The organism is Serratia sp. DFXYC6 (assembly GCF_057196085.1).
The window spans coordinates 16,309-30,981 of the sequence record NZ_JBXUNV010000006.1 but is presented as its reverse complement, the minus strand read 5'-3'; the positions used below and the strand labels follow the sequence as shown (position 1 = coordinate 30,981).

General features: G+C 61.2%; 15 protein-coding genes. 10 read left to right on the top strand and 5 right to left on the bottom strand.

Translation table 11 applies throughout. The features are described from left to right. Positions 1-207 precede the first annotated feature (207 nt). The 3 genes from AC2CGQ_RS22610 to argD all read left to right on the top strand — a co-directional run bounded on the left by AC2CGQ_RS22610 (position 208) and on the right by argD (position 3,733). Positions 208-1,734, top strand: coding sequence for a helicase HerA-like domain-containing protein (locus tag AC2CGQ_RS22610; RefSeq protein ID WP_004930359.1), 1,527 nt, complete (start codon positions 208-210; stop codon positions 1,732-1,734). Between the two features lie 72 nt (positions 1,735-1,806). Further along, on the top strand, positions 1,807-2,382 hold the full coding sequence (locus tag AC2CGQ_RS22605; protein ID WP_076741292.1) for an aminodeoxychorismate synthase component II: 576 nt from the start codon (positions 1,807-1,809) through the stop codon (positions 2,380-2,382). Positions 2,383-2,515: 133 nt separating this feature from the next. Beyond that, positions 2,516-3,733, top strand: coding sequence for a bifunctional acetylornithine/succinyldiaminopimelate transaminase (gene argD, locus AC2CGQ_RS22600; protein ID WP_088381973.1), 1,218 nt, complete (start codon positions 2,516-2,518; stop codon positions 3,731-3,733). 40 nt (positions 3,734-3,773) lie between these two features. On the opposite strand, the gene AC2CGQ_RS22595 is transcribed toward argD, so the two are convergent. Both AC2CGQ_RS22595 and crp read right to left on the bottom strand, forming a co-directional pair. Then, positions 3,774-5,852, bottom strand: a complete 2,079-nt coding sequence (locus AC2CGQ_RS22595) for a YccS/YhfK family putative transporter (protein ID WP_088381972.1) — start codon at positions 5,850-5,852, stop codon at positions 3,774-3,776. 50 nt (positions 5,853-5,902) lie between these two features. Beyond that, positions 5,903-6,535, bottom strand: a complete 633-nt coding sequence (crp, locus tag AC2CGQ_RS22590; RefSeq protein ID WP_004090925.1) for a cAMP-activated global transcriptional regulator CRP — start codon at positions 6,533-6,535, stop codon at positions 5,903-5,905. A 382-nt stretch (positions 6,536-6,917) separates the two neighbouring features. Here crp and AC2CGQ_RS22585 point away from each other — a divergent pair, with 382 nt between their 5' ends. Beyond that, positions 6,918-7,325 (top strand): OsmC family protein, encoded by a 408-nt coding sequence (locus AC2CGQ_RS22585; RefSeq protein WP_004930372.1) that lies wholly within the window; start codon positions 6,918-6,920, stop codon positions 7,323-7,325. 37 nt (positions 7,326-7,362) lie between these two features. On the opposite strand, the gene AC2CGQ_RS22580 is transcribed toward AC2CGQ_RS22585, so the two are convergent. The 3 genes from AC2CGQ_RS22580 to AC2CGQ_RS22570 form a co-directional block, all read right to left on the bottom strand. After that, positions 7,363-8,232, bottom strand: coding sequence for a phosphoribulokinase (locus AC2CGQ_RS22580; protein WP_004930374.1), 870 nt, complete (start codon positions 8,230-8,232; stop codon positions 7,363-7,365). 150 nt (positions 8,233-8,382) lie between these two features. Then, positions 8,383-8,616 (bottom strand): YheU family protein, encoded by a 234-nt coding sequence (locus AC2CGQ_RS22575; RefSeq protein WP_004930376.1) that lies wholly within the window; start codon positions 8,614-8,616, stop codon positions 8,383-8,385. After that, on the bottom strand, positions 8,613-9,593 hold the full coding sequence (locus AC2CGQ_RS22570; RefSeq protein ID WP_015379282.1) for a hydrolase: 981 nt from the start codon (positions 9,591-9,593) through the stop codon (positions 8,613-8,615). The genes AC2CGQ_RS22575 and AC2CGQ_RS22570 overlap by 4 nt, the downstream gene beginning before the upstream one ends. 118 nt (positions 9,594-9,711) lie before the next feature. On the opposite strand from AC2CGQ_RS22570, the gene AC2CGQ_RS22565 reads away from it, so the two are divergent. From AC2CGQ_RS22565 to tauD, 6 genes are all read left to right on the top strand, one after another. Continuing rightward, positions 9,712-10,314 carry a LysE family translocator gene (locus AC2CGQ_RS22565; RefSeq protein WP_015379281.1) on the top strand — a complete coding sequence of 201 codons (603 nt, stop codon included), beginning with the start codon at positions 9,712-9,714 and terminating at the stop codon, positions 10,312-10,314. 10 nt (positions 10,315-10,324) lie between these two features. Beyond that, complete coding sequence (locus tag AC2CGQ_RS22560) at positions 10,325-11,107, top strand: PhzF family phenazine biosynthesis protein (RefSeq protein ID WP_015379280.1); 783 nt, start codon at positions 10,325-10,327, stop codon at positions 11,105-11,107. Positions 11,108-11,221: 114 nt separating this feature from the next. Further along, positions 11,222-12,217, top strand: coding sequence for a taurine ABC transporter substrate-binding protein (gene tauA / locus AC2CGQ_RS22555; RefSeq protein ID WP_004930383.1), 996 nt, complete (start codon positions 11,222-11,224; stop codon positions 12,215-12,217). A gap of 9 nt (positions 12,218-12,226) precedes the next feature. Then, the gene (tauB, locus tag AC2CGQ_RS22550; protein ID WP_015379279.1) at positions 12,227-12,994 is read left to right on the top strand and encodes a taurine ABC transporter ATP-binding subunit; all 768 of its coding nucleotides are present in this window, start codon (positions 12,227-12,229) and stop codon (positions 12,992-12,994) included. Next, positions 12,991-13,827, top strand: coding sequence for a taurine ABC transporter permease TauC (gene tauC, locus AC2CGQ_RS22545; RefSeq protein ID WP_033631937.1), 837 nt, complete (start codon positions 12,991-12,993; stop codon positions 13,825-13,827). The genes tauB and tauC overlap by 4 nt, the downstream gene beginning before the upstream one ends. Continuing rightward, a complete protein-coding gene (gene tauD / locus AC2CGQ_RS22540) occupies positions 13,824-14,672 on the top strand; it encodes a taurine dioxygenase (RefSeq protein ID WP_015379277.1) in 849 nt (282 codons plus the stop codon). The genes tauC and tauD overlap by 4 nt, the downstream gene beginning before the upstream one ends. Position 14,673: the final 1 nt, after the last annotated feature.

Genomic DNA, 14,673 nt, shown 5'->3' with positions numbered 1-14,673 from the left:
ATTTACCTCGTATATACAGCGTAATGCTCACTATAACACTGGTGCTTTATTGTTCAAGCAAAGACGCTCTGACGCTAAGCGCAATCTGAATTCATCAGGCCCCGACGGTGCCCTTTTTGTTTGTCCTTGACGGGGTTACGCGGCGCTTATAGCTTTATTGCATCAACAGGCGCGTTTCGCGCCGCGTCAGCGTCAAAGGAACAGAAAATGAGTGAACCACGGATTATCGCCAAAGCGATGAAAGACGGAAAACCGGAACAGGATCTGGTGATTTTGCCGGCGTTGGCCAACCGCCACGGCTTGATCACCGGGGCAACCGGCACCGGCAAGACGGTGACGCTGCAGAAAATGGCCGAACAGTTCTCACGCATCGGCGTGCCGGTGTTCCTCTCGGACGTGAAGGGCGATCTGTCCGGCATCGGCGCCGAGGGCGTGCCTTCCGAAAAACTGCAGGCGCGCCTGGCGGCGATTGGCGTCACCGACTGGCAACCGCAGGCCTGCACCATTATCCCGTGGGATATTTACGGTGAAAAAGGCCACCCGATCCGCGCCACCATTTCCGATCTCGGGCCGTTGCTGCTGGGGCGCCTGTTGGATTTGAACGAGGTGCAAAGCGGCGTGCTGCAGCTGGTGTTCAAAATCGCCGATGACAATGCGCTGCTGCTGCTGGACATGAAAGACCTGCGCGCCATGGTGCAGTTCGTCGGCGACAACGCCAAACAATTCCAAACCCAGTACGGCAATATCTCTGCCGCCTCTATCGGCGCCATTCAGCGCGGGTTGTTGACGCTGGAAGAGCAGGGGGCCAATCAGTTCTTCGGCGAGCCGATGCTGGACATCAACGATCTGATGAAAACCGACGCCAACGGCCACGGCGTGATCAATCTGCTGGCGGCGGACAAGCTGATCAATCAGCCGAAGCTGTATTCGGTGTTCCTGCTGTGGCTGCTGGCCGAGCTGTTTGAGCACCTGCCGGAAGTGGGCGACCCTGAACAGCCGAAGCTGGTGTTCTTCTTCGATGAGGCGCACCTGCTGTTCAACGATGCGCCGGCGGCGCTGCTGACCAAGATTGAACAGGTGGTGCGTCTGATCCGCTCCAAAGGCGTCGGCATTTACTTCGTCACGCAGAACCCGCTGGACATCCCGGACAGCGTACTGGGCCAGTTGGGCAACCGCGTGCAGCATGCGCTGCGCGCCTTTACCCCGCGCGATCAGAAGGCAGTGAAGACGGCGGCGCAAACCCTGCGCGCCAACCCGGCCTTCGATGCCGAAACGGCGATCACCGAGCTGGGCGTGGGCGAAGCGCTGGTGTCGTTCCTCGACGAGAAGGGCCGGCCGAACGTGGTGGAGCGGGCGATGGTCATCGCGCCGGAATCCAAAATGGGCATGCTCGGCGCGGAAGGGCTGAACAGCGCGATCAACAAGTCGCCGCTGTATGGCCGCTATGAGGACATGATTGACCGCGAGTCCGCCTACGAGAAGCTGTCGTCGGGTGGCTTCGCCACCATCGGCACCCCGCAGCAGGGGCAACAACCGCAGACGCAACAGCAACAACAGCAGGCGGGCGGCGGCCTGATGGATGGTTTGAACGAGCTGTTGTTCGGTTCCACCGGCCCGCGCGGCGGCAAACGCGACGGCATCGTCCAGACCGCCGCCAAGAGCATGGCGCGCGATCTCGGCCGCCAGATCCTGCGCGGCGTGCTGGGCTCGATCACCGGCGGCCGTAAAAAGTAAGCGGAAATTATCGTCGGCAGCGGCGGGTTAAATCAGTAAACTATGGCGGCGTTTTTCTCTGCCGGACCTGACATGCTGCTGCTGATCGATAACTACGACTCCTTTACCTATAACCTTTACCAGTACTTCTGCGAGTTGGGCGCCGAGGTGGTGGTGAAGCGCAACGATGAGCTGCAGCTGGCCGATATCGAGCGGCTGGCGCCGCAGCATCTGGTGATTTCCCCCGGCCCCTGCACCCCGAACGAAGCGGGTATCTCGCTGGCCGCCATTCGTCATTTCGCCGGCAAGCTGCCGATCCTCGGCGTGTGCCTGGGGCACCAGGCGCTGGGGCAGGCGTTCGGCGCCGAGGTGGTGCGCGCCCGCGCGGTGATGCACGGCAAAACGTCGGCCATCCGCCACCTCGGCGTCGGCGTGTTTCGCGGCCTGAACGATCCGCTGACCGTGACCCGCTATCACTCGCTGGTGCTGAAAGCCGATACGCTGCCGGACTGTTTTGAAGTGACCGCCTGGAGCGAACGCGACGGCGTGCGCGACGAGATCATGGGCATCCGCCATCGCACTTTGGCGCTGGAAGGCGTGCAGTTCCATCCGGAAAGCGTGCTCAGCGAGCAGGGCCATCAGCTGCTGGATAACTTCCTCAACCGTTAATCCCGATGCGTTTTTTTCGCTCGTCGGGCGTTTTGCGTTTGCGCTTGATTGGTTTTTTATGCATATTTCGTGATTATGTTTTCAATCTAACATTACGATAGCGCTGAAAAACCTTCAGGGTGGAGCCGAAAAAATGACTGGAAAATCCGCAGTGAGCCGCAGCACCTTTGACCAGGTTATCCTGCCTGTTTATGCACCCGCCCAGTTTGTGCCGGTGCGCGGCAAAGGCAGTCGGGTCTGGGATCAGCAGGGAAAAGAGTACATCGATTTTTCCGGCGGCATCGCGGTAACGGCGCTGGGGCACTGCCATCCGGCGCTGGTCGAGGCGCTCAAACGTCAGGGTGAGACTCTGTGGCATACCAGCAACGTCTTTACCAATGAACCGGCGCTGCGCCTGGCGAGCAAACTGATCGACGCCACCTTCGCCGATCGGGTGTTCTTCGCCAACTCCGGCGCAGAGGCCAACGAAGCGGCGTTCAAACTGGCGCGTCATTACGCCATCACCCGCCACAGCCCCTATAAAACCAAAATCATCGCCTTCTATAACGCGTTTCACGGCCGCACGCTGTTCACCGTGTCGGTGGGCGGGCAGGCCAAATACTCCGACGGGTTCGGGCCAAAGCCGGCCGACATCGTGCACGTGCCGTTCAACGATCTGGCGGCGGTGAAAGCGGTGATGGACGACCACACCTGCGCGGTGGTGATGGAGCCGATTCAGGGCGAGGGCGGCATTACGCCGGTCGACGCCGGCTTCCTTAAAGGCGTGCGCAAACTGTGCGACCAACATCAGGCGCTGCTGGTGTTCGACGAAGTGCAAAGCGGCATGGGGCGCAGCGGCAAGCTGTTCGCCTATATGCATTATGGCGTGACGCCGGACATTCTCACCACCGCCAAGGCGTTGGGCGGCGGTTTCCCGGTCAGCGCCATGCTGACCACCGAAGAGATTGCGTCGGTGATGCAGGTGGGCACTCACGGCACCACCTACGGTGGCAACCCGTTGGCCTGCGCGGTGGCGGAGGCGGCGTTGGATGTGATCAATACGCCGGAAGTGCTGAGCGGCATCGAACAGCGCCACGCGCTGTATGTGCAGGCTTTGCAGGATATCGGCGATAAATACGGTATTTTCACCGCCATTCGCGGCATGGGGTTACTGATCGGCGCCGAACTGACGCCGCATTATCACGGCAGAGCGCGCGATTTCCTCACCGCTGCCGCCGCGCGTGGGCTGATGATCCTCAACGCCGGGCCGAACGTGATCCGCTTTGCGCCGTCGCTGGTGGTGGAGCTGCAGGACATCGAAGCCGGCATGGCGCTGTTCGAGCTGGCGGTGCAGGATGTGATCAACGTCTGAAGCTCGTGCGGCGAATAACGGGGCGCGGCATGCCGCGCCCTTATTGATCGCGCAGTTTGCGCTTGAGCCAGATGCCGTGGTGCGGGCGCTGACGCCAGGCCAGCGACGAAATGGTATGCATCACGTTCAGGTGCGACAAAATGCGCCGCAAATGACGTTCCATCTCGGTGACGGGCATGTCCGGATGCAGATCCGGCGGCTGCATGATGCCGCTGTTGTCACTGCTCGGGCCGTCGTATTCCAACCGCTGCTGGCAGCTTTGCAGCGCAATTTCACAGGTTTGCAGATAGGCTTCCGCCAGTTTCGGCGTCAGCATGTAGTGCTCGCGCGCCAGAATGGTCATGGCGTTCAGGTGTTCGACGATGAACTGGCTGTGAGTGACCCACAGCCGCATGTCCGCCAGATAATTCGACGCGAACCCCGGCTCCTGCATCGCCTGATTGAGCGAGGTGAACAGCGCATTGTGCGCTTGGTTGACCTGCATGCGGGTATAGGCCAACGCGGTGGCATCCGGTTCCGGCTGCTTCAGCATCAGCCGCAGCGCGGCTTGATCGTTCTCCAGCGCCTGATGGGCATTCTTGCGCAGCAGCCCGCTTTGCCACTGCGGCCACAGCCAAATGGTGCCGCCGAACGCCAGCACGCAGCCTATCAGCGTATCGATCAGACGCGGCACCAGAAAATGCGAGCCGTTCAGCGCCAGCAGCTGCAGGGTGTAAACCGCCGTGACCGTAAAGCCAATCACCGACAGCCCGTAGTTCTTGCGCGAAACCAGGTAGGCCAGCAGCGTGATCACCAGCATGATGCTCAGCGTTTCTCCTTCCGGCAGCTGCAGCTGCAACAGCCCGGCCGCCAGCAATAGCCCGGCAATCGTGCCCAGCGCACGGTGCTGAATACGCACCCGGGTGGCGTTATACCCGTTTTGGCTCACCAGCATGATGGTGAGCAGGATCCAGTAAGGCTTCGGCAGGTTGAAAACCGCACCCAGGCTGCTGCCGACCGCCAGCGTCACCCCCAGCCGTGCGGCGTTGCGCAGGGCGGTGGATTTGAACGACAGGTAGCTGGCCAGCGCCGGCCAAAACGGCAGGCGGTGCTGGCCGGGCATCAGGTCGCGGCGGTACAGCGGATGCTGGGTGCGCAGCAGGCGAGCGATGCGGCTGAAGTGGTAATAACAAAACTGGCCGACCGGGTTATCGGGATGCTGCGCCGCCATTTTTTCCAGCGCCGCCAGTTCGTGGCTCATGGAGAAGCGCTTCGAATGTTGATGGTAGAGAATATCGTGCGCCACCACGCGCAGCCGGCCGGCGATCACCTGAGCGTTGCGGCGAATGATCGCTTCGGCCTGGCTCTGCTCCACCAGTTTTTGCACCTCCTCCGGCAGATGCAGGCTAACGGTGATGTGCTCCTGCAGATCCATCGCCACCTGAAAGGCGCGCTGCAGGCGCTTTTGTTCGAGGTTGTTGGCGTGCGGCAGGAAATTGAGCTGTTGGTATAAAAGGCTGATCAGATCCATCACCTTTTGTTGGCGTACCAGCAGCGGGGGCAGCGCGGTTTGCGGATCGGTGTGCTGAGTCAGCAACGAGTATTTGGCTTCGAAATAGTCCGCCAGCTCCAGATAGAGCTGGCTGAGCGTCTCGCGCATTGGCTGTTCTTTCCACAGCTTGAACCAGAACCAGGTGAATAAGCCGTACCAGACGGTGCCGATCGCGTACAGCAGCGGCGCCTGCCAGAGAGGTACCGTGCCGGCCGTGCTGAGGGCGAAAATGGCGGCCACCAGCGCCGCCGGCAACAGCCGGGCGTGCAGCGGGCTGATTTCGCCGGTGACGCCGAGCAGCAGCGCCAGGCCCAGCATCAGCGCCGGCAGCGGCACGTGCCACAGCAGTGCCTGTTGCAGCAGCACGCTGCTGAAGGCGAACAGCGTGCCGCCGACGATCAGCCGTTTAAAGAAGCGCTTATGCGGCGTGTCCAGACCGGCGATATTGCAGCAGGCGGGCACCAGAGAGAACATCAGGCCGAGCTGTAGCTGGCCAATCAACAAGCCGAACAGCACCGGCAGGCACAACACCAGCGTTTGTCGCAGTGCGTAGTTGATTTCCGGGTGGTAGATCAGGCGGCGCCACATGGCAGGGAGCAGATAAAAAAACGGCGCAGACTGCGCCGTTTCTTCGGGGATTAACGGGTGCCGTAGACGACAATGGTTTTGCCGTGGGCGGAAATCAGGTTTTGATCTTCCAGCATTTTCAGAATACGGCCAACGGTTTCACGCGAGCAGCCGACGATCTGGCCGATCTCCTGACGGGTGATCTTGATCTGCATGCCGTCCGGGTGAGTCATGGCGTCAGGTTGCTTCGCCAGATTCAGCAGGGTTTGCGCGATGCGGCCGGTCACGTCCAGGAAGGCGAGGTTGCCCACTTTTTCGGAGGTGACCTGCAGGCGGCTCGCCATTTGGGCGGACAGACGCATCAGGATGTCCGGGTTCACCTGGATCAGCTGGCGGAATTTCTTGTAGGAAATTTCGGCCACTTCACAGGCGGTTTTCGCGCGAACCCAGGCGCTGCGCTCCTGGCCTTCTTCGAACAATCCGAGCTCGCCGATGAAATCCCCCTGGTTGAGGTAGGACAGGATCATCTCTTTACCTTCTTCATCCTTGATCAGCACCGCGACGGAGCCTTTCACGATGTAGTAAAGCGTTTCGGCCTTTTCACCTTGGTGAATCAGCGTACTCTTCGATGGATATTTGTGGATATGGCAATGAGACAGGAACCATTCGAGAGTAGGGTCTGTTTGCGGTTTGCCGAGAACCATTCGCTGTTATCCTCTGTTGTTATCGCTGCCTTGTGTCACAGGGGTCAGAGTTCCCTGTAAAACCCGCCTGTAGCCGCAGTTATGAGCGAGGGCTACCGGCAAGTTTTGAGGCGTGTCATAAAAATACGCTGTCGCTCTAGCATATTAACTTGCCGTAAGCGCTGCAAGCTACATTCTGTTAACATACCGGTAAAGGAGCCTTTCTCTGGGCGTTTCCCTGAAATGCAGTGTCCCGGAAAGATTTATTGCGGCTCTGTTTGTAGCACAGAGTAAGGCGGGTGTCTCGTGTTGTCTCGCTTCAGCATGATTAGCATCAGGTTACGTTGCCTGTTTCTATGCGAAAGCGTACTCTGATTTTAAGAAATCAACCGGAGTGACCAGAATGCAGGCAAGAGTTAAATGGGTGGAAGGGTTAACGTTTTTGGGTGAATCGGCCTCCGGCCACCAGGTGCTGATGGACGGCAACGCCGGTGATAAAGCGCCCAGCCCGATGGAGATGGTGCTGATGTCGGTGGGCGGCTGCAGCGCGATCGACGTGGTATCCATCTTGCAAAAGGGGCGCAACGACGTGCGCGACTGCGAGGTGAAGCTGACCTCCGAGCGCCGCGAAGAAGCCCCGCGGTTGTTCACCCATATCAACCTGCACTTCATCGTGACCGGCCAGGATCTGACCGACAAGATCGTCGAACGTGCGGTGAACCTGTCGGCGGAGAAATACTGCTCGGTGGCGCTGATGCTCAACAAGGCCGCCACGGTAACCCACAGCTTCGAGATCCGCCAACCGGCGTAATCGAGGCGGAGCGCGGCCGGCGCCGCGCTCAACGCATTTATTCGATCTTCTTGCCTTCCAGCAACCGTTGCACCAGCGGCGCCATAATCAGCTCCATCGCCAGCCCCATTTTGCCGCCCGGCACCACTAACGTATTGATGTGCGAGATAAACGATCCCTGCAGCATCGCCAGCAAGTAGGGGAAGTCGATCTGGTCCAGGCCGCGGAAGTGGATCACCACGAAGCTTTCATCCAGTGAGGGAATGGCCTTGGCGGCGAACGGGTTGGAGGTGTCCACCGTCGGCACGCGCTGGAAGTTGATGTGGGTGCGCGAGAACTGCGGCGTAATGTAGTTGATGTAGTCTTCCATCGAGCGCACCACCGAATCCATCACCGCTTCGCGGGAGTGGCCGCGTTCGCCGGTATCGCGGATCAGCTTCTGGATCCACTCCAGGTTGACGATCGGCACCACGCCGACCAGCAGATCGACGTGTTTGGCCACGTCATGGTGCTCAGTAACCACGCCGCCGTGCAGCCCCTCGTAGAACAGCACGTCGGTCGGCGCCGGCAGCGGCTCCCACGGGGTGAAGGTGCCCGGTACCTGATTGTAGGGCACCGCTTCGTCGTAGGTGTGCAGGTACTTGCGCGAACGGCCGGTGCCGTTTTTGCCGTAGTCGATAAAGCTCTGCTGCAGCAGGCCGAAGTCGTTGGCCTCGGGGCCGAAATAGCTGATGTGTCTGCCCAGATCGCGCGCCTTGCGGATCGCCGCGTCCATTTCCGGCCGGGTATAGCGGTGGAAGCTGTCGCCCTCCAGTTCGGCGGCGCGGATATTGAGCTGCTGGAAGATTTTACGGAACGCCACGCTGGTGGTGGTGGTGCCGGCGCCGCTGGAACCGGTCACCGCGATAACGGGATGTTTGGCAGACATGATGGTTGTCACTCCGTGTTGAATGCGCCGGCGTCAGGGGATTATTGTGGCTCTTGTTGACGCTCTCTATGTCAGGAAAAATGGCGCGCGCTGGTTTGCAATGCCCCATTGTTACCTGATTTTTTCCGTCAGTCATAGAACCGGGCGCCACTAAATTTCTTCCTGCCCGGCGCGGAATTGGCCGCGCGGCATGATGTTGACGCTCTCATGCAGTTCCGACCACACCAGCACCACTTCGCCGTTTTTCAGCTGGCGGCGCACGTCCTCCACCTTCTGCTCCAGCGAGCGTTCGTGTTCGCCGTAATCGGTGCCTTCGCGCAGCACAAAGGATTCGATCAGGCTGTTCAGGGTGTCGGTTGCCAGTTCTTGCCAGGGAATAATCACGTCGGAATGTCCAGATAAGGGGAAAGCCAGGCCGGAATGCGATGCTCCAGCCACATGTGCGGTTTTTTCAGCGTGCCGCCGACGAAGCCGACGTGGCCGCCGAACTCAGTCAGCTGATATTCGATATTGCGCGGCAGGCCGGCGACGTCGGGGATCACCTCAGGGGTCATGAAAGGGTCGTCCTTCGCATGGATGATCAGCAGCGGCGTCTGGATAGACGGCAACAGCGGCAGGGCGCTGCAGCGGCGATAATAGTCGGTGGCGTCGCTGAAGCCGTGAATGCGCGAGGTGATGGCGTCGTCGAATTCGCGAATGCGTCGCAACCCGTTCAGCTGTGACAGTTTGAGCGGCAGAGTGTCCGGGTAGTGCAACAGCTTGCGGGTGGCGTTTTGTTTCAGCTGCCCCAGCAGGTAGCGCTGATAAACGCGGGAGAAGCCTTGCTCCATGCGGTAGGCGCAGGGTTCCAGCATCAGCGGCGCCGAGACCACCACCGCCGCCTGCAGCAGGCTGTCGGCGCCTTGCTGCGCCAGATAACAGGCCAGCATGTTGCCGCCGAGCGAAACGCCTACCGCCGCGGTTGGCACCTCACCGTAGCTGTCGCGCAGCCAGCGCAGAAAGAAGCGCGCGTCTTCGGTTTCACCGGAGTGGTAGATGCGCTGCTTGCGGTTGGGTACGCCGCTGCAGCCGCGAAAGTGCATCACCACCCCGAGCCAGCCGCGCTCGCGCCAGGCGTTGAGCAGGCCGTGCGCGTAGGGGCTGTAGAAGCTGCCTTCCAGGCCATGAAACAGCACTGCACGCGGTTTGTCGCGCGCCTGCGCCGGATCCTCGCTCCAGGCGAGATCGACGAAATCGCCGTCGGGCAATTCCAGCCGTTGCCAATGCGGTTTCAATAACACGCGGCGGCGCACCAGCCGCGGCAACAGCGTTTGCAGGTGCGGGTTACTGGCCCCGGTCAGAGGGCGAAAGGTGTTAGGCATAGGCTGAGTAAAATGTTGTGGGCGGCTATTGTGAGATCTCTAGCGCACTGTTAGCTTCAATACCAAGAATTATCAATGATACTGCAAAAAAGCGCCTTGGGTGAGGAGCACCCGTGCCATGGAACCGAGTTTATTCCTTTCGATGCTGGGCTTCCTGTGGGTCGCCGCCATCACGCCTGGCCCCAATAATCTGCTGCTGACCACCTCCGGCGCTAACTTCGGCTTTATGCGATCGCTGTGGCTGATGGTCGGCATCATGCTCGGCATGCAAAGCATCTTGCTGCTGGTGGCGTTCGGCGTCGGCAGCCTGATCCTGGTCTACCCGTCGCTGCACCTGATCCTGAAAATCCTCGGCAGCCTGTACCTGCTGTGGCTGGCGTGGAAAGTCGCCACCGCCGCCTATGAAAAGCTGGAAACCGACGTGGCGCCGCCGCAGCCGGTGCGGCTGTATCAGGGCTGGCTGCTGCAGTTCCTCAACCCGAAAGCCTGGCTGATGGCGCTGGGGGCGGTGGCGAGCTTCAGCCTGGCGGGCGATAAGTACAACGGTTCCATTGCGGCGATCGCGCTGGGCATTGTGGTGGTGAACATCGTCGCCGGCATTATCTGGCTGGCGTTCGGCACCCTGATCGGTCGCCTGCTGCGCAGTAAAAAGGCCTGGGTTATCTTCAACGTTTCCATGGGGTTGTTGACTGCAGCCTGTGTGTTACTGATCTGGCATTAAGGAGTGAACGATGGCGGAAAACTATTATCACGTGGTCGCCTTTACCGGCGAAGGGTTGCGCGGCAACCCGGCCGGGGTCTGCCTGCTGACGCAGCCGCTGCCGGCGGAGCGGCTGCAGGCGATCGCTAACGAGATCGGCCTGTCGGAAACCAGCTTTGTCTGGGATGACGGCGACATGACCGCCATCCGCTGGTTTACCCCGGAACGCGAGGTCGATCTTTGCGGCCACGGCACGCTGGCGGCGGCGCATGTGATGTTCAGCGCGGTTAACCCGGCGCTGAAGGATATTCGCTTCAGATCGGCCGGCGGCGAGCTGTTCGTCAAGCGCGATGAGCGGGACGGGGAGCGGCTGGTGCTTGATTTCCCCGCCAGGCCGCCGCAGAAAGTCGCCGAACCGGCAGGCCTCGCGGCGCTGCTGGGCGTGCAGCCACAGGAAGTGTGGCAGGCGAAAGCGCTGCTGGTGGTGCTTGAAAACGAGGCGCAGGTGCGCGCGCTGCGGCCGGACATCCCGGCGCTGATCGCATTGGCCGGCCGCGCAGTGATCGTCACCGCGCCGGGTGACACCGTGGACTTCGTTTCGCGCTATTTCACGCTCGACGGCGGCGAGGATCCGGTGACCGGCTCCGCGCATTGCACGTTGATGCCCTACTGGACGGCGCGTCTCGGCCGCCATCGGCTGCACGCCCGGCAGATTTCGGCGCGCGGCGGCGAGCTGTTCTGCGAACTGCAAGGGGACCGCACGCTGCTGGGCGGCTACGCTCACGTGTTCTTGCACGGGACGATCGCGCTGTGATCCGTTTTAATATTACCTAGGGTAATAAAGAAGACTTTTTTATTCTTTTATCGCCCGTCATCGCTCAGATAAAACTGTCAGCAACTGAACAGATTTTTATCAACGGAGCGGAACATGGCGGGCAAACTCTTTTCTTTACGCAACGCGGCGCTGCTGGCGTTGTCGCTCAGCGCGGCCAGCGCCTACGCGGTGGACGTGACCGTGGCGTACCAGACGTCGGCGGAGCCGGCCAAGGTGGCGCAGGCGGAAAACAGCTTCGCCAAACAGTCCGGCGCGACCGTCGACTGGCGTAAGTTCGACAGCGGCTCCAGCGTGCTGCGCGCGCTGGCCTCCGGCGATGTGCAGATCGGCAATATCGGCTCCAGCCCACTGGCGGTGGCCGCCAGCCAGAAACTCCCCATCGAAGTGTTCCTCATCGCCTCGCAGCTCGGCAGTTCCGAAGCGCTGGTGGTGAAGAATGACATCAAAAGCCCGCAGGATCTGATCGGCAAGCGCATTGCGGTGCCGTTTATTTCCACCACCCATTACAGCCTGCTGGCTTCGCTCAAACATTGGGGCATCAAGCCTGAACAGGTGAAGATCCTCAATCTGCAGCCGCCGGCCATCGCCGCCGCCTGGCAGCGCGGCGACATCGACGGCGCTTACGTCTGGGCGCCGGTGGTCAACGAACTGGCCAAACAGGGCAAGGTGCTGACCGACTCCGCGCAGGTGGGCGAATGGGGCTCGCCGACGCTGGACGTGTGGGTGGTGCGCAAAGACTTCGCAGAGAAACATCCCGACGTAGTAACCGCCTTTGCCGCCAGCGCCCTGCAGGCGCAAAAGGCCTACCTGGCGGCACCGGAACAGTGGCTGAAAGATCCGAGCCATCTCAGCACGCTGGCGCGCCTGAGCGGCGTGCCGGAAGCGCAGGTGCCGGAACTGGTGAAGGGGAACCGATATCTGCCGGTGGCCGATCAGGTAGCCCAACTCGGCCAGCCGGTGGACAAGGCAATCCGCGATACCGCCGAATTCCTCAAGCAGCAGGGCAAGATCCCGCAGGTCGACAGCGACTACAGCGCTTACGTCACCGACCGTTTTGTGAAACAGGTGCAGGCTGCGCCGCAGTCGTAAGGAAGCAGGATGCTAAACGTCAATCATCTTTCAGCAGAGTATCAGGGGCGGCCCGCGCTGCGTGACGTGTCGTTCCAGATCGCCGCCGGGCAACTGGTGGTGGTGCTCGGCCCATCGGGCTGCGGCAAGACCACGCTGCTGAATTTGATCGCCGGGTTTATCGAGCCTTCAGCTGGCAGCATCACGCTGGATGGAACGCCCGTTCACGGCCCGGGCGCCGAACGGGGCGTGGTGTTCCAGCATGAGGGCTTACTGCCGTGGCGTAACGTGGTGGACAACGTTGAGTTCGGCCTGCAGCTGGCCGGCGTCGGCAAGGCGCAGCGCCGCCAGGTGGCGGAGCAGATGCTGCAGCGCGTGGGGCTGGCCGGTTACGAGCGGCATTTCATCTGGCAGCTTTCCGGCGGCATGCGCCAACGCGTCGGCATTGCCCGCGCCCTGGCCGCCGATCCGCGTCTGCTGTTGCTGGATGAGCCGTTCGGCGCGCTGGACGCGTTCACGCGCGAGCAGATGCAGGAGTTGTTGTTGACCATCTGGCGAGATACCGGCAAACAGGTGCTGCTGATCACCCACGATATCGAAGAGGCGGTGTTCCTCGCCAGTGAACTGTTACTGCTGTCGCCGGGGCCGGGGCAGGTGGTGGAGCGGCTGTCGCTGAACTTCGGCCAGCGCTATGCCGACGGCGAAGCCTGCCGCGCCATCAAGTCCGATCCTGAATTTATCGCGCAGCGCGAATACGTGCTGGGCAAAGTTTTCCAACAGCGCGAGGCCTTGCTATGAGCCTGCATTCCACTCTGAAGGCTGCAGCCCAGCCGCAGGGCAAAGCGGCGCGCCGTTTCAGCGTGCCGCGCAACGTTTGGTTGAGCGGCGCCACGCTGTTGACGGTGTTGATCGTCTGGTGGGGCGTGACGGCGCTGCAGCTGATCAGCCCGCTGTTCCTACCGGCGCCGCAGCAGGTATTACATCAGCTGATCACCATCGCCAGCCCGCAAGGCTTTATGGACGCCACGCTATGGCAGCATCTGGCGGCCAGCCTGGGGCGCATTTTGGTGGCTCTGCTGGCGGCGGTGATCGTCGGCATTCCGGTGGGCATCGCCATGGGGTTGAACGACACGGTGCGCGGCATCCTCGATCCGCTGATTGAGATCTATCGTCCGGTGCCGCCGTTGGCGTATTTGCCGCTGATGGTGATTTGGTTCGGCATCGGCGAAACCTCGAAGATCTTGCTGATTTATCTGGCGATTTTCGCGCCGGTGACGCTCTCCGCCGTGGCCGGCGTGCGCAGCGTGGCGCAGGTGCGGGTGCGCGCCGCCCGCGCGTTGGGCGCCACGCGTTGGCAGGTGCTGCGTTTCGTGGTGCTGCCGAGCGCGCTGCCGGAGATCCTGACCGGCATTCGCATCGGGCTGGGCGTCGGCTGGTCGACGCTGGTGGCCGCCGAACTGATCGCCGCCACGCGCGGCCTGGGATTTATGGTGCAATCCGCCGGTGAGTTTTTGGCGACCGACGTGGTGTTGGCCGGCATCGGCGTGATTGCGGTGATTGCATTTGGGTTGGAGCTGGGGCTGCGCGCCCTGCAGCGCCGATTGACCCCGTGGCATGGAGTACAGCAATGAACGAACGTCTGAATATCACCCCGCTGGGGCCTTACATCGGGGCGCTGGTGGAAAACGTCGAATTGGCCCGGCCGTTGGGCGACGGCCAGTTTGAACAGCTTTATCATGCGTTGCTCAAGCATCAGGTGCTGTTCTTCCGCAACCAGCCGATCACGCCGTTGCAGCAGCGCGATCTGGCCGGGCGCTTCGGCGATCTGCATATCCATCCGGTCTATCCGCATGCCACCGACGTGGAAGAGATCATCGTGCTCGATACTCACGACGACAATCCGCCGGACAACGACAACTGGCACACCGACGTGACCTTTATCGAGAACCCGCCGCTGGGCGCGATCCTGGCGGCCAAGACCTTGCCTGCCACCGGCGGCGATACGCTGTGGGCCAGCGGCATCGCGGCCTACGAAGCGCTGTCGGCGCCGTTCAGAACGCTGCTCGCGGGGTTGCGCGCAGAGCATGACTTCACCAAGTCGTTCCCGGAGCACAAACATCGCGGTAGCGAAGAAGAACACCAGCGTTGGCAACTGGCGGTGCAGAAAAATCCGCCGCTGCTGCATCCGGTGGTGCGCACTCACCCGGTCAGCGGCCGACAGGCGCTGTTCGTCAATGAAGGGTTCACCACGCGGATCGTGGATGTGGAGCCGAAGGAGAGCGATGCTTTACTGAATTTCCTGTTCGCTCACATCACTAAGCCGGAGTTTCAGGTGCGCTGGCGCTGGCAGGAAAATGACGTGGCGATCTGGGATAACCGCGTGACGCAGCACTACGCCAACGCGGATTATCTGCCGCAGCGGCGCATCATGCACCGCGCGACCATTCTGGGGGATAAACCTTTTTACAAGGCCTGAG